At 54.7% G+C, this 19,223-nt stretch carries 19 protein-coding genes; 9 read left to right on the top strand and 10 right to left on the bottom strand.

Annotation, left to right across the window (positions count from 1 at the left end; translation table 11 throughout):
- The first annotated feature begins 38 nt into the window (after positions 1 to 38).
- Both G6Q29_RS07675 and G6Q29_RS07680 read left to right on the top strand, forming a co-directional pair.
- Positions 39 to 1,436, top strand: a complete 1,398-nt coding sequence (locus G6Q29_RS07675; RefSeq protein WP_165465142.1) for a glycoside-pentoside-hexuronide (GPH):cation symporter — start codon at positions 39 to 41, stop codon at positions 1,434 to 1,436.
- Positions 1,437 to 1,446: 10 nt separating this feature from the next.
- Complete coding sequence (locus tag G6Q29_RS07680; RefSeq protein WP_165465143.1) at positions 1,447 to 2,397, top strand: glycoside hydrolase family 43 protein; 951 nt, start codon at positions 1,447 to 1,449, stop codon at positions 2,395 to 2,397.
- 18 nt (positions 2,398 to 2,415) lie between these two features.
- Here G6Q29_RS07680 and ampE read toward each other — a convergent pair whose 3' ends face one another.
- The gene (gene ampE, locus G6Q29_RS07685; RefSeq protein ID WP_165465144.1) at positions 2,416 to 3,270 is read right to left on the bottom strand and encodes a beta-lactamase regulator AmpE; all 855 of its coding nucleotides are present in this window, start codon (positions 3,268 to 3,270) and stop codon (positions 2,416 to 2,418) included.
- Positions 3,267 to 3,830, bottom strand: a complete 564-nt coding sequence (gene ampD, locus G6Q29_RS07690; protein WP_165465145.1) for a 1,6-anhydro-N-acetylmuramyl-L-alanine amidase AmpD — start codon at positions 3,828 to 3,830, stop codon at positions 3,267 to 3,269. The genes ampE and ampD overlap by 4 nt, the downstream gene beginning before the upstream one ends.
- Positions 3,831 to 3,917: 87 nt before the next feature.
- Here ampD and nadC point away from each other — a divergent pair, with 87 nt between their 5' ends.
- From nadC to hofC, 4 genes are all read left to right on the top strand, one after another.
- Positions 3,918 to 4,811 (top strand): carboxylating nicotinate-nucleotide diphosphorylase, encoded by an 894-nt coding sequence (gene nadC / locus G6Q29_RS07695; RefSeq protein ID WP_165465146.1) that lies wholly within the window; start codon positions 3,918 to 3,920, stop codon positions 4,809 to 4,811.
- A gap of 174 nt (positions 4,812 to 4,985) precedes the next feature.
- On the top strand, positions 4,986 to 5,423 hold the full coding sequence (ppdD, locus tag G6Q29_RS07700; protein ID WP_165465147.1) for a prepilin peptidase-dependent pilin: 438 nt from the start codon (positions 4,986 to 4,988) through the stop codon (positions 5,421 to 5,423).
- 12 nt (positions 5,424 to 5,435) lie between these two features.
- Complete coding sequence (gene gspE / locus G6Q29_RS07705; protein WP_165465148.1) at positions 5,436 to 6,815, top strand: type II secretion system protein GspE; 1,380 nt, start codon at positions 5,436 to 5,438, stop codon at positions 6,813 to 6,815.
- The gene (gene hofC, locus G6Q29_RS07710; RefSeq protein WP_165465149.1) at positions 6,805 to 7,989 is read left to right on the top strand and encodes a protein transport protein HofC; all 1,185 of its coding nucleotides are present in this window, start codon (positions 6,805 to 6,807) and stop codon (positions 7,987 to 7,989) included. Before gspE ends, hofC begins: the two co-directional genes overlap by 11 nt.
- Positions 7,990 to 8,022: 33 nt before the next feature.
- On the opposite strand, the gene G6Q29_RS07715 is transcribed toward hofC, so the two are convergent.
- A complete protein-coding gene (locus tag G6Q29_RS07715) occupies positions 8,023 to 9,066 on the bottom strand; it encodes a GMP reductase (protein WP_165465150.1) in 1,044 nt (347 codons plus the stop codon).
- A 228-nt stretch (positions 9,067 to 9,294) separates the two neighbouring features.
- On the opposite strand from G6Q29_RS07715, the gene coaE reads away from it, so the two are divergent.
- Genes coaE through yacG form a run of 3 tightly spaced genes read left to right on the top strand, consistent with a single transcriptional unit; the run spans position 9,295 to position 10,862 of the window.
- Positions 9,295 to 9,915 carry a dephospho-CoA kinase gene (gene coaE, locus G6Q29_RS07720; RefSeq protein ID WP_165465151.1) on the top strand — a complete coding sequence of 207 codons (621 nt, stop codon included), beginning with the start codon at positions 9,295 to 9,297 and terminating at the stop codon, positions 9,913 to 9,915.
- Positions 9,915 to 10,658, top strand: a complete 744-nt coding sequence (zapD, locus tag G6Q29_RS07725) for a cell division protein ZapD (RefSeq protein WP_165465152.1) — start codon at positions 9,915 to 9,917, stop codon at positions 10,656 to 10,658. The genes coaE and zapD overlap by 1 nt, the downstream gene beginning before the upstream one ends.
- Before the next feature lie 9 nt (positions 10,659 to 10,667).
- Complete coding sequence (gene yacG / locus G6Q29_RS07730; RefSeq protein WP_165465153.1) at positions 10,668 to 10,862, top strand: DNA gyrase inhibitor YacG; 195 nt, start codon at positions 10,668 to 10,670, stop codon at positions 10,860 to 10,862.
- Positions 10,863 to 10,896: 34 nt separating this feature from the next.
- Here yacG and mutT read toward each other — a convergent pair whose 3' ends face one another.
- The 7 genes from mutT to ftsQ form a co-directional block, all read right to left on the bottom strand.
- Positions 10,897 to 11,289 (bottom strand): 8-oxo-dGTP diphosphatase MutT, encoded by a 393-nt coding sequence (gene mutT / locus G6Q29_RS07735; protein ID WP_165465408.1) that lies wholly within the window; start codon positions 11,287 to 11,289, stop codon positions 10,897 to 10,899.
- A 57-nt stretch (positions 11,290 to 11,346) separates the two neighbouring features.
- Positions 11,347 to 14,052: a preprotein translocase subunit SecA gene (gene secA / locus G6Q29_RS07740; protein ID WP_003856335.1), complete on the bottom strand. Its 2,706-nt coding sequence runs from the start codon at positions 14,050 to 14,052 to the stop codon at positions 11,347 to 11,349.
- Positions 14,053 to 14,110: 58 nt separating this feature from the next.
- Positions 14,111 to 14,614 carry a secA translation cis-regulator SecM gene (secM, locus tag G6Q29_RS07745; RefSeq protein WP_165465154.1) on the bottom strand — a complete coding sequence of 168 codons (504 nt, stop codon included), beginning with the start codon at positions 14,612 to 14,614 and terminating at the stop codon, positions 14,111 to 14,113.
- Positions 14,615 to 14,894: 280 nt separating this feature from the next.
- Positions 14,895 to 15,812 (bottom strand): UDP-3-O-acyl-N-acetylglucosamine deacetylase, encoded by a 918-nt coding sequence (gene lpxC / locus G6Q29_RS07750; RefSeq protein ID WP_003856337.1) that lies wholly within the window; start codon positions 15,810 to 15,812, stop codon positions 14,895 to 14,897.
- Positions 15,813 to 15,913: 101 nt separating this feature from the next.
- Positions 15,914 to 17,065: a cell division protein FtsZ gene (gene ftsZ, locus G6Q29_RS07755; protein ID WP_003856338.1), complete on the bottom strand. Its 1,152-nt coding sequence runs from the start codon at positions 17,063 to 17,065 to the stop codon at positions 15,914 to 15,916.
- 62 nt (positions 17,066 to 17,127) lie between these two features.
- Positions 17,128 to 18,384, bottom strand: a complete 1,257-nt coding sequence (gene ftsA, locus G6Q29_RS07760) for a cell division protein FtsA (protein WP_003856340.1) — start codon at positions 18,382 to 18,384, stop codon at positions 17,128 to 17,130.
- Positions 18,381 to 19,223: a cell division protein FtsQ gene (ftsQ, locus tag G6Q29_RS07765; protein ID WP_003856342.1), complete on the bottom strand. Its 843-nt coding sequence runs from the start codon at positions 19,221 to 19,223 to the stop codon at positions 18,381 to 18,383. The genes ftsA and ftsQ overlap by 4 nt, the downstream gene beginning before the upstream one ends.

Here is a 19,223-nt window from a genome sequence, read left to right on the forward strand (position 1 = left end):
GAATAATTCTCTCCATACCGAAACCCGGAGAGCTGTCGATGAATAACAACAAACTGTCAGTAAAAGAAAAGATCGGCTATGGCATGGGTGACGCCGGATGCAACATTATCTTTGGCGCCATCATGTTATTTGTTAACTATTTTTATACGGATATTTTTGGTCTTGCTCCTGCACTGGTTGGCGTTTTACTCCTTTCCGTGCGCGTCATTGATGCCGTAACGGACCCGATCATGGGCGCGATTGCCGATCGGACCCGCAGCAAATATGGCCGGTTTCGTCCATGGCTGCTGTGGATTGCCTTCCCCTATGCGCTGTTCAGTATTCTGATGTTCACCACGCCAGAGTGGAGCTATAACAGCAAAGTTATCTATGCGTTTGTCACCTACTTCCTGCTGTCATTAACCTATACCGCCATCAATATTCCTTACTGCTCGCTCGGCGGCGTGATCACCAACGACCCGAAAGAGCGCGTTGCCTGTCAGTCCTATCGTTTTGTTATGGTCGGTATCGCCACGCTGCTGCTGTCGCTGACGCTCCTGCCAATGGCCGACTGGTTCGGTGGGGATAACAAAGCCAAAGGCTACCAGATGGCGATGACCGTGCTGGCGCTGATAGGTACCTGCATGTTCCTGTTCTGCTTCGCCACGGTGCGCGAGCGCGTGCGTCCGGCGGTGCAAACTCATGACGAACTGAAAAACGACCTGAAAGACGTGTGGAAGAACGACCAGTGGGTGAGGATCCTGCTGTTAACGCTGTGCAACGTCTGTCCTGGCTTTATCCGCATGGCGGCCACCATGTATTACGTCACCTGGGTCATGGGTCAAAGCACCCATTTCGCCACGCTGTTTATCAGCCTGGGCGTGGTCGGCATGATGTTCGGCAGTATGCTGGCGAAAGTGCTGACCGACCGCTGGTGTAAGCTGAAGGTATTCTTCTGGACCAACATCGTGCTGGCGATTTTCTCCTGCGCCTTCTACTTCTTCGATCCGAAAGCGACGACAACCATTGTGGTGCTCTACGTCCTTCTGAACATCCTGCACCAGATCCCGTCACCGCTGCACTGGTCGCTGATGGCCGACGTGGACGACTACGGTGAATGGAAAACCGGGAAACGCATCACCGGGATCAGCTTCTCCGGCAACATCTTCTTCCTGAAGCTGGGTCTGGCGATTGCCGGGGCAATGGTCGGCTTCCTGCTCTCCTGGTACGGCTACGATGCGGGCGCAAAAGCGCAGAGCGCGGACGCCATTAACGGCATCGTGCTGCTGTTTACCGTCATTCCCGGCATTGGATACTTAATTACCGCGGGCGTAGTACGTCTGCTGAAAGTGGATCGCGAAACCATGAAGATGATCCAGTCCGATCTGGAAAAGCGTCGCACCAACTATCGCGAACTGAACGATTATCAGGAACTCAAAGCCGCTGAGACGAAATAAGGAAAACCGAATGCAAACCTGGCCAAACCCGTTTATTGAACAACGCGCCGACCCGTATATCCTGCGCCATGAAGGGCAATACTACTTTATTGCCTCCGTGCCGGAGTATGACCGGCTGGCGATCCGCCGCGCGGATTCGCTGGAAGGTTTACGCGATGCTAAAGAGGTGGTTGTCTGGCGCAAGCCCGATACCGGCCCGATGAGCCAGCTGATTTGGGCACCGGAGCTGCATCATATTGACGGCAGGTGGTACATCTATTTTGCCGCGGCGCACACACAGGCGCTGGACGGTCTGGGAATGTTCCAGCACCGCATGTTTGCCATAGAATGTGCTGATGGCGATCCGCTTACCGGCAGATGGGTGGAAAAAGGGCAAATCAAAACGCCGTTTGATACCTTCGCGCTGGATGCCACCACCTTTGTTCATCAAGGAAAACGCTGGTATCTGTGGGCGCAAAAAGCCCCAAATATTTCCGGTAACTCCAATCTTTACCTGTGTGAAATGGAAAACCCGTGGACGCTTAAAGGCGAACCAGTGATGCTCAGTAAACCAGAATATGACTGGGAGTGTCGCGGTTTCTGGGTCAATGAAGGCCCGGCGGTGCTGTTCCATGGCGATAAGCTGTTTATCAGCTACTCCGCCAGCGCCACCGACGAGAACTACTGCATGGGGTTACTGTGGATAGAGATAAGCGCCGATCCGCAAAACCCGGCCAACTGGCATAAATCCCCGCGCCCGGTGTTCGTCACCAGCTACGAAAACCGTCAGTACGGTCCTGGCCATAACAGCTTTACGCAGACGCCGGAAGGCGAAGATGTGCTGGTCTACCACGCGCGAAACTATACTGAAATAGAGGGCGATCCGCTTTACGATCCGAATCGTCACACTCGCCTGAAGCGCGTCCGCTGGGACGAAAACGGGATGCCTGATTTCGGCATCCCGCCTGCGGATAGGCTGTAACAGCTTCGGCGCGCTGGTTCAGACCAGCGTGCCGTAAATGGTCAGTAGCGCCACGATGACCACCACCACAAACGACGTTTTCTTCGCCATCGAGACGGCAGCTTTTGGCGTTTCGACTTTATCCGTGTGCGGCTCACGCGCCAGCGAGAATTGTGCCAGTCGGGTTAACACCTGATACTGCGCGGTATGGCGGTCTGCCAGAGAAGCAAACCATGCGGGCAACGCTTTTTCACCGTGACCGATAAGAGCATAAACAACACCCACCAGACGCACCGGAAGCCAGTCGAGTGCGTGCAGGATGGCATCAATGCCGGACTGGAGCCGTTCATGCGGCGTCAGGTAGCGGGCAAGCCATGTCTGCCAGGCGCGGAGAAACGCATAGCCCATCAACAGTACCGGTCCCCACGGGCCGCCCACCACAAACCAGAACAGCGGCGCCAGGTAGTAGCGGAAGTTAATCCACAGAAGCGCGTTTTGCAGCTCGCGCAGGAACTCGCGTTCATCGCAGTCCGGCGGTACACCGTGGATCATCGTCAGCTCACTCGCCATCGCGCCGCGCGCGTGGGCATCATCCCTGGAGGCGGCCTTAAGGTATGCGTGATAGTGCAAACGCACCTTGCCCGCACCAATACACAACACGCCGAGCAGGATCCACACCACCAGCAGCGGCACGTTGAAAAAGAGGCCATACAGCGAGCGCAGGAGCAGGAACGTAATCGCCATCACACCTGCCGTCATCAGCAGCGTGCGCAACATGGAAAAATGCCTGATGCGGCGGAATAACACTTCCAGCCGATGATCCAGATGCCAGTGCTCGCCGAGCTTAAACAGGCGTTCAGCGATCATAACCAGCAGCATGGTAAACAACGTCATGTTATCTCCTTATCTGACGACGTGGTAAGCATGGCGTGAAACCGGGACCAGTCAAACGCCGGGCCGGGGTCGGTTTTTCTTTCGGGGGCGATGTCACTGTGCCCAGTAATATTCTCGGCCATTGCGGGATAGCGTTCGATCAGCGTTTGGGTCACTACAACCAGTTTCTCATATTGCGCGTCGGTGTAAGGCATGGTGTCCGTTCCTTCCAGCTCAATCCCGATGGAGAAATCGTTGCAGCGCTCGCGCCCCTGATACATCGACACGCCAGCGTGCCAGGCACGCTTATCAAAGGGAACATACTGAACCACTTCGCCATCACGACGGATCAGACAGTGCGCCGATACGCGCAGATGCGCAATCTCAGCAAAGAAGGGGTGGGCATCGGGATCTATCGTTCCAGTGAATAACGCATCGATCCACGGACCGCCAAACTCACCCGGCGGGAGACTAATATTGTGAACCACCAGCAGTGTGGGCTTTTCATCCTCCGGGCGGCAGTCGTGGTGCGGCGACGGTACATGCCGCGCCTCCACCAGCCATCCGTCTTCTAACAACATGCTGGAACTCCTTATCTATGGTGCTGTTACTCGGTTCAGAGTAGCATGTTTCAATATTATGATTCGTTACCAATTTGGAGTTTTATCATGCCGCCTCGCCGCTATAACCCCGACCACCGACGTGACGCGCTTCTGGAACGTATTAATAGTGATATCCCGGCAAGCGTTGCCCATGCTCTGAAAGAAGATCTCGGCGGTGACGTCAGCGCCGATAACGATATTACCGCCCAATTGTTGCCAAAAGAGACTCGCTCGCACGCGGTGATTATCACTCGCGAAGCGGGGGTTTTCTGCGGCAAACGCTGGGTTGAAGAGGTCTTTACTCAGCTGGCGGGCGACGAAGTGCAGGTCACCTGGCACGTTGAGGACGGTGATGCGGTCACGGCGAATCAGCCACTGTTCGAGCTGGACGGCCCGTCCCGCGTCTTGCTGACCGGCGAACGCACCGCGCTCAATTTTGTGCAAACGCTCTCCGGTGTCGCCAGTGAGGTTCGCCGTTACGTTGATCTGCTGACAGGTACCCGCACCCAGCTGCTGGATACCCGTAAAACCCTGCCGGGCCTGCGTACGGCGCTGAAATACGCGGTGCTCTGCGGCGGCGGCGCTAACCATCGTCTGGGGCTATCCGATGCCTTCCTGATTAAAGAGAACCACATTATTGCCTCTGGCTCGGTGCGTCAGGCCGTGGAAAAAGCCTTCTGGCTGCATCCGGATGTGCCAGTTGAGGTGGAAGTGGAAAATCTGGAGGAGCTGGACGAGGCCATTAAAGCGGGGGCTGACATCATCATGCTCGACAACTTCGACACGGAGCAGATGCGTGAAGCCGTCAAACGCACAAATGGTCAGGCACAGCTTGAGGTGTCCGGCAACGTGACGTTTGACACCATTCGCGAATTTGCTGAAACCGGCGTCGATTATATCTCCGTTGGCGCTTTGACCAAGCACGTACGCGCCCTCGATCTCTCGATGCGCTTCAAATAATTTGTCCGCCCCTCTCCGTCCGGAGAGGGAAAATACGAAACCGCTCGCATTTACGTTGTTCTTCTCTGCAACACTGAATTATTTCCCTGAAAGCCCCTTCACGATCACGCTTTTGCCCCTCGTTTCTGCGCGCTGGCACTGCCACAGTAGCGCCACGTAACGTAAGGAGCAGAGATGAACAGACAACAAGGATTTACCCTGATTGAGCTAATGGTCGTCATTGGCATTATTGCCATTCTGAGCGCGATTGGCGTCCCGGCCTATCAGAACTACCTGCGAAAAGCGGCACTCACCGATATGCTGCAAACGTTTATTCCCTACCGCACTGCCATTGAGCTTTGCGCCCTGGATCATGGTGGCGTGGAGCGCTGCGATGCAGGCACCAATGGCATTCCCTCGCCCACAACCACACGTTACGTTTCAGCAATGAGCGTGGCGAAGGGGGCCGTATCGTTAACAGGGCAGGAAAGCCTTAACGGGCTTGAAGTGCTCATGACACCGATCTGGAGCGACGGTAACGGTATGACGGGCTGGACACGTGACTGCAAAATTGCATCCGACACTGCGCTCAGACAAGCCTGCGAAGATGTTTTCCGCTTCGACAACAACTGACAGGAATGGACAATGAATACCGAACAGCTTATGACGCTCTGTCAGCGCCATCACGCATTGCTGCTCGCAAGCGACAGGGACATGATCAGTATTGCGGTGGTGGGTAACCCTGCCACTGAGCTAATGGAAGCGTTACGCTTCGCCACGCAAAAGCGTATTGATATTGAATGCTGGACGGCCGAACGGTTGGAAAAACGACTCCAGTCCGCCTCATCATCACATCTGCCGGGCGTAGCGCCAAACTCATCCGCTGATGTGCTCAATGCAACGTTGCAGCAGGCAGTAAACCAGCGGGCTTCTGACATCCATATTGAACCGACGGAGCACGGCTACCAGATCCGTTTGCGAATCGACGGTGTTCTTTACCCGCAACCGCCGATCTCCGCCGCCCTTGGTACGACGCTTGGCGCGCGCCTGAAGGTGCTGGGTCAACTGGATATTGCGGAACGCCGCCTGCCACAGGACGGTCAGTTTACGGTGGAACTGGCAAGCGTCCCCGTCTCTTTTCGTATCGCTACCCTTCCCTGTAGCGGTGGAGAAAAAATCGTGCTTCGTCTGCTTCACCAGGTACAGCAAGCGCTGGAGCTTGAACAGTTGGGAATGAGTGCAGATCAGCAGGCCCGTTTTGCCGGTGCGCTTAACAGCCCTCAGGGGTTGATTCTTGTCACCGGCCCGACCGGTAGCGGGAAAACGGTGACGCTGTACAGCGCGTTACAGGCGCGAAATACCCCTGACGTCAATATTTGCAGCGTGGAAGATCCCGTTGAAATCCCGCTAGCAGGCTTAAACCAGACGCAGATTAATCCGCGTGCGGGGCTGACTTTCCAGAGCGTGCTGCGCGCCCTGCTCAGGCAGGATCCTGACATTATTATGGTAGGTGAAATTCGTGACGGCGAAACGGCAGAAATTGCCATTAAGGCGGCGCAAACCGGACATCTGGTGCTGTCCACTCTTCATACTAACTCGACGACTGAAACGCTGGTACGGCTGCAACAGATGGGCGTCGCACGCTGGATGATCTCCTCGGCGCTCTCAATGGTGATTGCCCAGCGGCTGGTGCGCCGGTTATGCCCGTACTGCCGACAGGAAGTCAGCCGCCACACCGAATTACCCCGTACGTTGTGGCCCCGGCCGCTTCCTCGCTGGCAACCTACCGGCTGCGATCGCTGTTACCACGGTTTTTATGGTCGCGTAGCCATTTTTGAAGTGCTTGTCATTGACGACACACTTCGGCAGGTCATTGCCAGCGGAGCCAGTACGGAGGTGATTGCATCCAGCGCACGTCAGGCTGGAATGACTTCTTTATTCGAACATGGCTGCATGACCGTGGAGCAAGGGCTGACTACGCTCGAAGAGCTGTTGCGCGTCCTGGGAATGCCCGATGGCTGCTAATTCGCTCTGGCGCTGGCGTGCCCTGACCTCCGGGGGGGACGTGCAAACTGGTACTCTCTGGGCCATCGACCGTAACGCAGCTTACACAGCACTGGTGCTTAAACAGTTGCACCCACTGGCGATTAAGCGCTGCCAGCAGCGCTACCGATGGCAAGTCCGGCACTGCTACGATATTTTTCGCCAGCTCGCCACGCTGCTACAGGCCGGACTCACGCTGTCCCAAAGCCTTTACATGCTGGCGGACCAGCATCCTTTGCAGCAATGGCAGGCGCTGCTGCACAGTCTTGCTGATGACCTGAGCGAAGGCTGTGCCCTGTCAGAGGCCATGAAGAAATGGCCTGATGCGTTCAGCCCTCTTTATGTCTCGATGGTAAAGACAGGTGAGCTGACGGGAAAGCTCGAAGCGTGCTGTCGTCAGCTTGCGCAGCAGCAAAAATCCCAGCAGCAGCTGAATTCAAAGGTGAAGAAAGCGCTTCGGTACCCGCTGATCATCCTCACGCTGGCCTTTTTCGTTGTGCTGGCGATGGTGACGCTGGTTTTGCCTGAGTTTGCTGCAATCTACAAAACCTTCAACACCCCGCTTCCTTTGCTCACGCAGGCAGTTATGGGTCTGGCGGCCTTAGTTCAGGCGCATATCCTGACCCTTTTCGCTCTGCTTGTAGTGATAGTCATCATCGTCTGTAAACTGCGGCGACATCCACGCTGGCAATATGTCCTGTTGCACGTACCGGTAATAGGCACGCTGTCGCGCGGGCAAAAACTGGGACACATTTTTACCGTGCTGTCACTAACCCAGCAGGCGGGAATTGCCTTTTTACAGGGCCTGGAGAGCGTGGCGGAGACCGTTGAGCGTGGCTACTGGCAGGACAAAATCCTCGGGATACGCAGCGATATCGAACAGGGCATGCCCGTGTGGTGCTCCTTCCAGAAAGCCTCTGTTTTTACGCCATTGTGTATCCAGCTTATTCGCACCGGAGAAGTGTCGGGTTCACTCGATGTGATGCTAACGAATCTGGCGCGTCACCATACGGAACAGACTTTTCAGCAGGCAGACAGCCTGGCGGCACTCCTTGAGCCTTTGCTACTGGTCGTGACGGGACTGATTATCGGCACGCTGGTGGTGGCAATGTATCTGCCTATTTTCCATCTGGGGGATGCAATGAGTGCAGGGTAATGCTGGCGCACGACCGCGCGCCAGCCGTAGCCATCAGAGGCTATTGAATACGCGGTTTTCCTGCTCCTGAACGCGGATAAACGTTGTGCGTTTCGTCAGCTCTTTCAGGCGGGAAGCCCCAACGTAGGTACAGGCAGAACGCAGACCGCCGAGGATATCGCGCGCCGTGTTTTCAACCGGACCACGCAGTGGCAGCTTAACGGTTTTGCCTTCCGCCGCACGGTATTTCGCGACACCCCCTACGTGACGGGTCATCGCAGATTCAGAGCTCATTCCGTAGAACAGCATGAATTTTTCGCCGTTCTCTTCCACTACGGTACCGCCGCTTTCTTCGTGGCCTGCCAGCATGCCGCCGAGCATTACGAAGTCCGCGCCACCGCCGAAGGCTTTTGCGACATCGCCTGGCATAGTGCAGCCACCGTCGCTGATGATCTGACCGCCCAGACCGTGCGCAGCGTCAGCGCATTCTATTACCGCGGACAGCTGCGGATAACCTACACCGGTTTTCACGCGCGTGGTGCAAACGGAGCCCGGGCCAATGCCCACTTTCACAATATCGGCCCCGGAGAGGATCAGTTCCTCACACATTTCACCCGTCACCACGTTGCCCGCGATGATGGTTTTGGTTGGCCAGGCTTCACGCGCCTTGCTGACGAACTGAACGAAATGCTCGGAATAACCATTTGCCACGTCAATGCAGACAAAACTCAGCGCCGGATTTGCGTTCAGGATCTGTTTGGTTTTCTCGAAGTCTGCATCAGACGTACCGGTCGAGACCATCACATGCTTCACCACGTCAGCCGAGGCGGAGGCGACAAACGCATCCCACTCTTCAGCGCTGTAATGTTTGTGTACCGCAGTTAAGATGTCGAATTGCGCCAGTGCGGTCGCCATCTCGAAGGTCCCGACGGTGTCCATGTTGGCCGCGATAATCGGCACGCCAGACCACGTCTGACCGGAATGCTTAAAGGTGAATTGACGTTCGAGTTCAACGTCTGAGCGACTTTTCAGTGTAGAGCGTTTAGGGCGGATTAGAACGTCTTTGAAACCTAACTTCAGATCTTCTTCGATACGCATGTGCGGATTCCTGGGGTTAGAGGCAAATAGAGTAAAAGCACAACTCCAGTGACGCTATCATACGCACTAATACCTGCTCCGCAAGACTGCGAAATTCTCTTTTTTTACGCTACAATCCTATAAATTTACCTGGTAAAAGGCGGGTAAAGAGAGCTAAACATTCGCTGTTGTAAGTTTGAATTTTAAGCAACTGATTTTAAAAATGAATAATTCCCAGGATCTGATTTAATGGGGTATATCGTCGCATTAACCGGCGGCATCGGTAGTGGTAAAAGCACCGTTGCGCACGCGTTTGCTCGTTTCGGCATCACGATTATCGACGCCGATATCATTGCCCGTCAGGTGGTAGAACCAAATACACCCGCCTTAAACGCCATCGAAGCGCATTTTGGTCGCCGTGTGATACAGGCTGACGGCACCCTGAATCGTCGCCAGCTGCGTGAATGCATTTTTTCTGATTCTTCGGAAAAGGCCTGGCTTAATGCCCTGCTCCACCCCATTATCCATCAGGAAACTCAGCGTCAAATTGCCGCAGCCAGTTCACCCTATGTATTGTGGGTGGTTCCGCTCCTTGTAGAAAATCAGCTGCATAAGAAAGCCGATCGGGTACTGGTGATTGATGTTGCACCCGAAACGCAAATCCAGCGAACCATGGCTCGCGACCACGTCTCGCGTGAACATGCTGAACAAATTCTTGCCGCACAGGCCTCGCGCGAAGCGCGCCTCGCCGTTGCGGATGATGTTATTGATAATAACGGCGCACCAGATGCCATTGCATCGGATGTTGCTCGTCTGCACGCGCAGTATCTGACCTTCGCCGCGCAGGCCGTTGCACAGGAAAAACCATAATGTCGACTCATATCCTTTTTGAGCACCCGCTTAACGAAAAAATGCGTACATGGCTACGCATAGAATTTCTTATTCAACAGCTTTCACAACACCTGCCTGTCAACGATCACGCCACCGCCTTGCATTTTTTCCGCAACGTGGGCGATCTGCTTGATGTAATTGAACGCGGCGATGTTCGCACTGAGCTGTTGAAAGAGCTGGAGCGTCAGCAGCGTAAGTTACAGGCCTGGGCAGAAGTTCCGGGCGTGGATCAAAGTCGAATTGACGCTTTACGCCAGCAGCTGAAAAACAGCAGCACAACGCTGATGGCCGCGCCGCGCATCGGACAGTTTTTACGAGAGGACCGTCTGATTGCGCTGGTGCGCCAGCGCCTGAGCATACCGGGCGGGTGCTGTAGCTTTGACCTGCCGACGTTGCATATGTGGCTGCACATGCCGCAGGCACAGCGCGATCGCCAGGTGAACAACTGGCTAGGCAGTCTGGAGCCGATGAATCAGACGTTATCGCTGATCCTCGATCTAGTGCGTAACTCTGCCCCGTTCCGCAAGCAAACCAGTCTCAACGGTTTCTATCAGGATAACGGCGACGACGCCGATCTTTTGCGTCTGAATCTGTCTCTTGGCGAGCAGCTTTACCCGCAAATTTCCGGACATAAAAGCCGTTTCGCGATCCGCTTTATGCCACTGGACAGTGAACATGGCACCGTACCGGAACGCCTCGATTTTGAACTGGCCTGTTGTTAAGGAGTGCCAATGTCTGACGTAACTACCGTAAGCTGCCCAACCTGTGGGAAAACTGTCGTCTGGGGTGAAGTGAGTCCATTTCGCCCATTCTGCTGCAAGCGCTGCCAGTTAATTGACCTGGGCGAATGGGCGGCGGAAGAGAAACGCATTCCGAGCGATGGCGATCTCTCGGATAGCGATGACTGGAGCGAAAACCAGCAATAACGTTCACAGCCTGCGGGCGCTTCGCTTAGCAGGCCTACGATTGGGCAACCAGCCGGAGGATCACAGGCTCATTGGCAGGCGGGAATTTTTCCGCATCGCTGGCCTGAAGTTCAATCCAGCTACCTGGCTGCCCCTCTTTTCCCCATGGCTCACCTTCCCAGTTCTCCACCAGCCAGAACCACAGCGTGATGTGACGATCCGGAAACTGATACGCCAGCTTATCGAACAACACTGCGCCAAGCGGAGTGATGCCTACCTCTTCCTGAAGCTCACGCACCAGCGCCTGCTCCGGCGTTTCACCTGATTCGATTTTCCCGCCGGGGAATTCCCATTTGTTGGCCATGTGCGCATCGGCGGCACGTTGGGTAATGAAGATCTGGTTTTGCGGGTTGCGAATGATCCCGACAGCAATTTGCAGTGTTTTCATCATGTCACTTCCATAAAAAAGGCGCAGATATCTGCGCCTTTTCAGTTTGTTATGTTCTTAGCTCAGACGGCCGTGGCACGCCTTGTATTTTTTGCCGGAACCGCATGGGCACGGATCGTTACGACCGACTTTACGATCGCCCGTCTGCGCTGCGATTGCCGCAGCGGCTTCGCTTTCATCGGTCTGATGGCTAAGCTGCTGCATCTGAGCCAGGCGCTCAGCTTCTTCACGACGCTGCTGCTCCATCGCTTCCACTTCTTCCGGCATACGCACCTGAACCTTGCTCAGAGTGCTGATGACTTCATACTTCAGCGACTCCAGCATGGCAGCGAACATGGAGAAGGATTCACGCTTGTACTCCTGCTTCGGATCTTTCTGCGCATAACCACGCAGGTGGATACCCTGACGCAGATAGTCCATCGCCGCCAGGTGCTCTTTCCACAGGGAGTCCAGGGTCTGCAACATTACGCCTTTCTCGAAGTGACGCATCATCTCTGCGCCAACCACTTCTTCTTTACGCTTGTAGACGTCCAGCGCGGTTTCGTAGATACGCTCGCGCAGGGTCTCTTCGTGCAGTTCAGGCTCTTTGTCCAGCCACTCTTTGATTGGCAGTTCGAGATCGAAGTCGTTTTTCAGACGTTCCTGCAAGCCTTCGATATCCCACATCTCTTCCAGAGACTGCGGCGGAATGTGCGCGTCGATAGTGGCTTTGAACACATCTTCGCGAATGCTGTTGATGGTTTCGCTCACGTCGGACACGTCCAGCAGTTCGTTACGCTGGGTGTAGATTGCACGACGCTGGTCGTTGGCAACGTCATCATATTCCAGCAGCTGCTTACGAATATCGAAGTTGCGGCTTTCAACTTTACGCTGGGCGTTAGCGATCGCTTTGGTGACCCACGGGTGCTCGATCGCTTCGCCTGGTTTCATGCCCAGTTTACGCATCATGCCTGACACACGGTCAGAGGCGAAAATACGCATCAGCGCATCTTCCATAGACAGGTAGAAGCGGGAAGAACCGGCATCCCCCTGACGACCCGCACGACCACGCAGCTGGTTATCGATACGACGCGATTCGTGACGCTCGGTACCAATGATATGCAGACCACCGGATGCCAGCACCGCGTCGTGACGCACCTGCCAGTCGGCTTTGATCTGCGCAATTTGCTCTGGGGTTGGGTTTTCCAGCTCCGCCACTTCGGCCTGCCAGCTACCGCCGAGCATAATATCGGTACCACGACCCGCCATGTTGGTGGCGATGGTCACGGCTGCCGGATAACCCGCCTGCGCAACGATATCCGCTTCTTTAGCGTGGAACTTGGCGTTCAGCACGTTGTGTTTGATGCCCGCTTTCGTCAGCTCGTTAGACACCACTTCGGATTTCTCGATGGAGATGGTCCCCACCAGTACCGGCTGGCCCTTCGCGGTACGTTCGCGAATATCTTCAATGATCGCCTGAATTTTTTCCGCTTCGGTCATGTACACCAGGTCCGGCATATCCTTACGGATCATCGGACGGTTGGTTGGAACGACAACGGTATCCAGCTTGTAGATGGAACTGAATTCAAACGCTTCGGTATCTGCGGTACCGGTCATCCCCGCCAGCTTCTCGTACAGACGGAAGTAGTTCTGGAAGGTGATGGAGGCCAACGTCTGGTTTTCGTTCTGAATGTCCACGCCTTCTTTGGCTTCGACAGCCTGGTGCAGACCGTCAGACCAGCGACGTCCCTGCATGGTACGACCGGTGTGTTCATCGACGATGATGACTTCACCGTCTTTGACGATGTAGTCAACGTCGCGGGTAAACAGCGCATGCGCGCGCAGTGCTGCCGTTACGTGGTGCATCAGCATGATGTTGCTCGGGGAGTACAGAGACTCGCCCTCTTCCATAATACCTTCAGCAACCAGCAGCTCTTCGATTTTCACCAGGCCGCGTTCGGTCAGGTTGACCTGACGCGCTTTTTCATCCACGGAGAAGTGGCCTTCACCCTGGAAGGTATCAGAGTCTTCTTTCTCCTGACGCAGCAGGTGAGGAATGATTTTGTCGACTTTACGGTACATCTCGGAGCTGTCTTCAGCCGGGCCGGAGATGATCAGCGGGGTACGCGCTTCATCGATCAGAATGGAGTCAACCTCATCCACCAGCGCATAGTGCAGTTTACGCTGAACGCGCTCTTCCGGGCTGAACGCCATGTTGTCACGCAGGTAGTCGAAGCCGTATTCGTTGTTGGTGCCGTAGGTGATATCCGCGTTGTAGGCTTCACGTTTCGCAGGTGCCGGCAGGCCAGACATGTTAATGCCCACGGTCATACCCAGGAATTCGAACAGTGGCCGGTTGTTTTCGGCGTCACGCTGCGCCAGGTAGTCGTTGACGGTCACAACGTGTACGCCCTTACCGGTCAGCGCGTTCAGGTAGGCTGGCAGCGTTGCGGTCAGGGTTTTACCTTCACCGGTACGCATTTCCGCAATGCAGCGTTCGTTGAGTACCATCCCGCCCAGCAGCTGCACGTCGAAGTGACGCATGCCGAACACGCGCTTACTCGCCTCACGTACTACGGCGAAGGCTTCCGGGATCAGGCTTTCTAAGGTTTCGCCTTTCTCCAGACGCGCACGGAACTCCGCGGTTTTCGCTTTCAGCTCATCATCAGACAGCTTCTCCATCGCTGGTTCCATACCGTTGATGACGTTCACAGCTTTGCGCATACGGCGCAGGGTACGATCGTTACGACTACCAAAAACTTTGGTTAACAATTTGATTAGCATAATAAATTCTCAAACGCCCCAAACGGGCAGATAAATTAAGGTATTGAAAAAGGTTAATTTAGCTGAGGCGTAGAGGCCCGGCACGGATGCCGTGAACCTGGCTAATCCATGTCGAAACAGAGAAGGATGCAGGGGAAACAAAATCAGTTTGCGCCGTCTGACTCACGGTCACAGGCGGCTGGTTATCCTGCGTCAGAAGCGCATTAAGCGTATCCAGCAGGGCAAGATGATGAGCCTGAACCGGCAGCGTCTCTTCAGCAACTGGCATTGTCTGCGGTGCCATCGCGAATGACAGATGGCGAATAACCGTGCGAATAGCGTGTTGCTGCCAGTAATCAACGGAGAAATTAGGACGGCGACTGGCTTCAAGCCATGCGAGATTTGTAAAATTAACCCGCGTAGTAAGATCGTGTTTGGTGGTGCTGGAACGGGTGGGTGTTGCGGCGTCTGCACTGTTGCTGAGTACAGGCAAGCCGAGACTCGCCGCGACCATCCCCAATAAGAGATGCGGCCAGAAGTAACGTCTGCCAAATTGTCGCCAGCGCGTCAGTATTCCGCTCACTTGCTCCACCACATTCGCCCGCAGGTGCAGGCTGAGTTCAGTTATTCTTTTTTAGCGCCCAGATATTACCACTAAAGCCAATACACAGCAGCAGGAATGACACCTTGCAGCAGGTAAAAACGGTCAATAATGCAGCGAACACACCCTTATTCGACACCTGACACAAGCCGAGGATGAGAGGGACAAATTAAAGAAGGGGAGAAATAAAAACGACTGGCTTCCCTGGTCGGAGAGAGTACCAGGTGAACCAGTCGCTTTTCTTACGAAACGGCTTTAACCGTTACGCCAGGACCATAGTCGGGGCTTTGAACGCCAGCGGCAGTTCAGCTTCGTCTTCAAAGGTCACATATTCCCAGGCTTCCTGTTTTGCCAGGACGGCCTGCAACAGTTTGTTGTTCAGTGCATGACCGGATTTAAACGCGGTAAAGGCACCAATGATGTTGTGACCACACATGAAGAGATCGCCGATCGCGTCCAGCATTTTGTGACGAACAAATTCATCTTCAAAACGCAGGCCGTCTTCGTTCAGTACGCGATAATCGTCAACAACGATGGCACAATCGAAGCTGCCGCCCAGGCACAGGCCGCGGGATTGCAGATATTCGATATCACGCATAAAGCCGAAGGTACGTGCTCGGCTGATCTGACGCATGAACGCATCCGCAGAGAAGTTCATCGCATAGCGCTGGGTGCTGGAGTCAATCGCCGGATGGTTAAAATCGATGGTGAAGTCCAACGAGAAACCATTGTACGGTTTGAATTCAGCCCATTTGTCGCCATCTTCGACGCGAACGGTCTCTTTAATGCGAACAAATTTCTTCGCGCAGTTCAGTTCTTCGATGCCGGCATCCAGCAACAGATAAACGAACGGAGCAGCACTGCCATCCATAATCGGGATTTCTGGCGCATCGACTTCAACCATAATGTTGTCGATACCCAGACCCGCCAGGGCGGCGTTCAGGTGCTCTACGGTAGAAATCCGCACGTCATGCTCGTTCACCAGACAAGTACAGAGCATAGTATCACGCACAGATTTGGCATCGGCCGGAAAATCTACCGGTGGATTCAAGTCGGTGCGACGATAGATGACCCCGGTATTGGCCGGCGCAGGGCGTAACGTCAGTGTGACTTTCTTGCCGGTATGTAAACCGACACCCGTCGCCTGAACGATACGTTTAAGTGTCCTTTGTTTGATCATCGTATAATCTCGCCAAATTAACTATCCAACCGAGAGTGTATATCACTAACGGTGGGCCAGTTTAGCACAAAGAGCGCAAATCCCCAAATTCCAGCCAATTCTTAGTCAGCTTGCTTACGCAGGAACGCCGGGATATCCAGATAATCTGGCTCTTTTGCCGTTTGTGGAGTCGGGTCGTTCACCACTTTCGCAGCAGGTTTTTGCTCCTGAGTCAGAGGCGCCATACCGTGCTGCTGGTAACGATCCATAACCGGCTGCTGAGTCTGTTTATTGGTCACAAGGGTGATCTCAGGACGCTTGTCCATACCGATACCGGTGGCCACAACGGTCACACGCAGTTCGTCGTTCATTTCAGGGTCAAGGGACGTACCGATAACGACGGTTGCGTTGTCAGAGGCGAATGCACGGATGGTATTACCCACGGTTTCGAACTCATCCAGACGCAGGTCAAAGCCAGCGGTAATGTTGACCAGCACGCCGCGCGCACCAGACAGATCGATATCTTCCAGCAGAGGAGAAGAGATCGCCATTTCAGCGGCTTCTTCCGCACGGTCTTCACCGCTCGCCACGCCAGAGCCCATCATCGCGTAGCCCATTTCTGACATCACGGTGCGAACGTCTGCAAAGTCTACGTTCATCAGGCCTGGACGGGTAATCAGTTCAGCGATCCCCTGAACCGCACCTTTCAGCACGTCGTTTGCTGCGCCAAAGGCGTCCAGCAGAGAAATACCGCGACCCAGCACTTTCAGCAGCTTGTCGTTCGGGATGGTAATCAGAGAGTCCACGTGCTTGGACAGCTCGGTGATACCCTGCTCCGCGAAAGCCATACGCTTCTTGCCTTCAAAGTTGAAAGGCTTGGTCACGACGGCAACGGTCAGAATACCTAAATCTTTAGCGACTTCCGCCACAACGGGTGCTGCACCGGTACCTGTACCGCCGCCCATACCCGCTGCGATGAAGACCATGTCTGCACCGTCCAGTGCAGCGCGCAGCGCTTCACGATCTTCTTCAGCCGCGTTACGGCCCACTTCCGGGTTAGCCCCTGCTCCCAGACCTTTGGTGATGCCACCACCGATCTGAATAGTCTGGCCAACGGCCGTTTTACGCAGCGCCTGCGCATCGGTGTTCACCGCGAAGAATTCAACACCTTCGATGCGCTCACGCACCATGTGCTCTACGGCGTTACCGCCGCCGCCACCGACGCCGATGACTTTAATCACCGCGTCGTTGGTTAATTCCATAGGTTCAAACATAATCTCTCTCTCCGTTGTGCCTGTCGCCCGAGACCGCTAATTCTCTCCGGTCTCTTAAAAAATTAAAATTCTTTTCGCAACCAGGTGTTAAGTCGTTTGACCCACGACCCCACCGAGACGCGTTTTTCCACCTCTGCTTCACCACTTAAATGGGATTCTTTCCCGTAGTGCAGCAGGCCCACCGCCGTTGAATAGTACGGCTCCTGAGCATAATCCGTTAAACCGGTGATATTCAGCGGCGCACCGATACGCACCTGCGTATGGAACACGCGCTGAGCGCAGGCCGCAAGACCTTCAATTTGCGCTGCCCCGCCGGTTAATACAATCCCCGCCGCGAGATGATGTTTCACACCCTGCTGGCGAAGCTGTTCCTGTAACTGCAAAATCTCTTCGTTGACCAGGTTGAGCAGCTCGGTATAGCGCGGCTCAATCACCTCTGCCAGCGTCTGGCGTTGCAGGCTGCGCGGCGGTCGTCCCCCGACGCTCGGCACTTCAACGCTTTCGTCTTTGCCGACGATAGAGCCCAGCGCGCAACCATGGCGCACCTTAATCGCCTCTGCATCACTCGGTGGCGTACCAAAGGCATAAGCGATATCGCTGGTCACCACATTCCCGGCGTAAGGGATGACTTTGGTATGGCGTAACGCACCGCCGGTATAGACAGCCATGTCCATTGTACCACCACCAATATCAACCACACAGACGCCCAGTTCACGTTCGTCTTCGGTCAGTACGGAGTAGCTCGCGGCAAGACCAGCGAAAATGAGTTGGTCAACTTTCAGGCCACAACGTTCAACGGCTTTTACAATGTTCTTCGCCATATCGTTGTGACATGTGATCAGGTGCACTTTTGCCTGCATACGCACGCCCGACAGACCGACCGGATTCTTTATGCCTTCCTGGTAGTCGATCGCGTATTCCTGCGGGATCACATGCAGCACGCGGTGCTCGTCGCGAACACGCACAGATTTCGCCGTGTGGACAACGTTCTCAACGTCTTCCTGCGTCACTTCTTCTTCGGAAATCGGCACCATCCCGATTTCATTCTGGCAGCTGATGTGCTTACCAGACAGGGCCAGATAGACAGAGGAAATCTGGCAATCTGCCATCAATTCAGCCTGGTCGATGGCGCGCTGTACGCATTTCACCACCGACTCAAGGTCGTTTACCCCACCTTTATCCATACCACGGGAGGGGCAGCTGCCCACACCAATGATATTGACCATACCGTCGGGCAGAACTTCCCCTACCAAAGCGGCAACCTTCGCGGTGCCAATCTCCAGTCCTACTACCAATTTTCTGTCCGTCGACTTGATCATTGTTGTTCTGCCTGTACCTGTGCCTGATTTTGTTGCTGATTAGGTTCCTCGACCGGAGCCGGCTCCCAACCGACTGCTGCGCCTGAGTCATAGCGCAAATCAACGTAGCTTATCCGTTTGCCATCCGTCTGCGCCTGCTGCTGTAGAACCGGGTAAAGTTCTACAAAACGCGCCAGACGTTTCATTGTGTCGCCGCGGCCAAGATTGAGCTTAATGCCATTCGTTAAGGTCAACTGCCAGGAGCGGCGAGCCGTCATCGCAGCATCTTTCAACGTAAACCTGTCCTTCGCCAGCACCTGGCCCATTTCACGAAAACCCTGCAATACTTCGTTTTCGCTGCCTTCCGGGCCATACAACATCGGTAAATTCTGCTTGTTGACACGATCGCTCGGGACGCTGAAGGAATTTCCGTCCACGTCCACCATATGCTGATCATTCCAACGTGCAATCGGCACATATTCAACCAGATGAATCTTCAATTCATCAGGCCATTGCTTTCTGACACTTGCCTGTTTAATCCAGGGCAGACGTTCAATCTGACTCTGAATAATGTTGACGTCCTGCGTCATAAAGGTGCCGGGCGATCCAAGCGCCAGAATCGACTGGCGAATATCATCGTTACGGGTGTAGTGACGCTCCCCGGTCACCACCAGCTTCGACAGCGGCAACCGCTGCGCGTCTTCCATCCAGCCCAGCACCATCCAGCCGCTGATAAACACGGTGCACAGCACCCCGAGCAGGAAGATGATCCCTGCAAGACGCGTTCCATTACTCCGGCGCGAAGAGGAATATTCTTCTTCGTCATCGCGGTTGCGCGTGTTCAATGCAGCCTGAGACAT

This window comes from Enterobacter cloacae, assembly GCF_011078175.1.
GTDB lineage: Bacteria > Pseudomonadota > Gammaproteobacteria > Enterobacterales > Enterobacteriaceae > Enterobacter > Enterobacter cloacae_Q.

Bases quoted from the DNA above. Each gene is read 5' to 3' on its own strand.
- secA (WP_003856335.1), bottom strand. From the start codon at position 14,052: ATGCTAATCAAATTGTTAACCAAAGTTTTTGGTAGTCGTAACGATCGT.
- nadC (WP_165465146.1), top strand. From the start codon at position 3,918: ATGCCGCCTCGCCGCTATAACCCCGACCACCGACGTGACGCGCTTCTG.
- gspE (WP_165465148.1), top strand. From the start codon at position 5,436: ATGAATACCGAACAGCTTATGACGCTCTGTCAGCGCCATCACGCATTG.
- yacG (WP_165465153.1), top strand. From the start codon at position 10,668: ATGTCTGACGTAACTACCGTAAGCTGCCCAACCTGTGGGAAAACTGTC.
- ampD (WP_165465145.1), bottom strand. From the start codon at position 3,830: ATGTTGTTAGAAGACGGATGGCTGGTGGAGGCGCGGCATGTACCGTCG.
- ppdD (WP_165465147.1), top strand. From the start codon at position 4,986: ATGAACAGACAACAAGGATTTACCCTGATTGAGCTAATGGTCGTCATT.
- G6Q29_RS07715 (WP_165465150.1), bottom strand. From the start codon at position 9,066: ATGCGTATCGAAGAAGATCTGAAGTTAGGTTTCAAAGACGTTCTAATC.
- ftsZ (WP_003856338.1), bottom strand. From the start codon at position 17,065: ATGTTTGAACCTATGGAATTAACCAACGACGCGGTGATTAAAGTCATC.
- lpxC (WP_003856337.1), bottom strand. From the start codon at position 15,812: ATGATCAAACAAAGGACACTTAAACGTATCGTTCAGGCGACGGGTGTC.
- ftsQ (WP_003856342.1), bottom strand. From the start codon at position 19,223: ATGTCTCAGGCTGCATTGAACACGCGCAACCGCGATGACGAAGAAGAA.
- ftsA (WP_003856340.1), bottom strand. From the start codon at position 18,384: ATGATCAAGTCGACGGACAGAAAATTGGTAGTAGGACTGGAGATTGGC.
- ampE (WP_165465144.1), bottom strand. From the start codon at position 3,270: ATGACGTTGTTTACCATGCTGCTGGTTATGATCGCTGAACGCCTGTTT.
- G6Q29_RS07680 (WP_165465143.1), top strand. From the start codon at position 1,447: ATGCAAACCTGGCCAAACCCGTTTATTGAACAACGCGCCGACCCGTAT.
- G6Q29_RS07675 (WP_165465142.1), top strand. From the start codon at position 39: ATGAATAACAACAAACTGTCAGTAAAAGAAAAGATCGGCTATGGCATG.
- mutT (WP_165465408.1), bottom strand. From the start codon at position 11,289: ATGAAAACACTGCAAATTGCTGTCGGGATCATTCGCAACCCGCAAAAC.
- hofC (WP_165465149.1), top strand. From the start codon at position 6,805: ATGGCTGCTAATTCGCTCTGGCGCTGGCGTGCCCTGACCTCCGGGGGG.
- coaE (WP_165465151.1), top strand. From the start codon at position 9,295: ATGGGGTATATCGTCGCATTAACCGGCGGCATCGGTAGTGGTAAAAGC.
- zapD (WP_165465152.1), top strand. From the start codon at position 9,915: ATGTCGACTCATATCCTTTTTGAGCACCCGCTTAACGAAAAAATGCGT.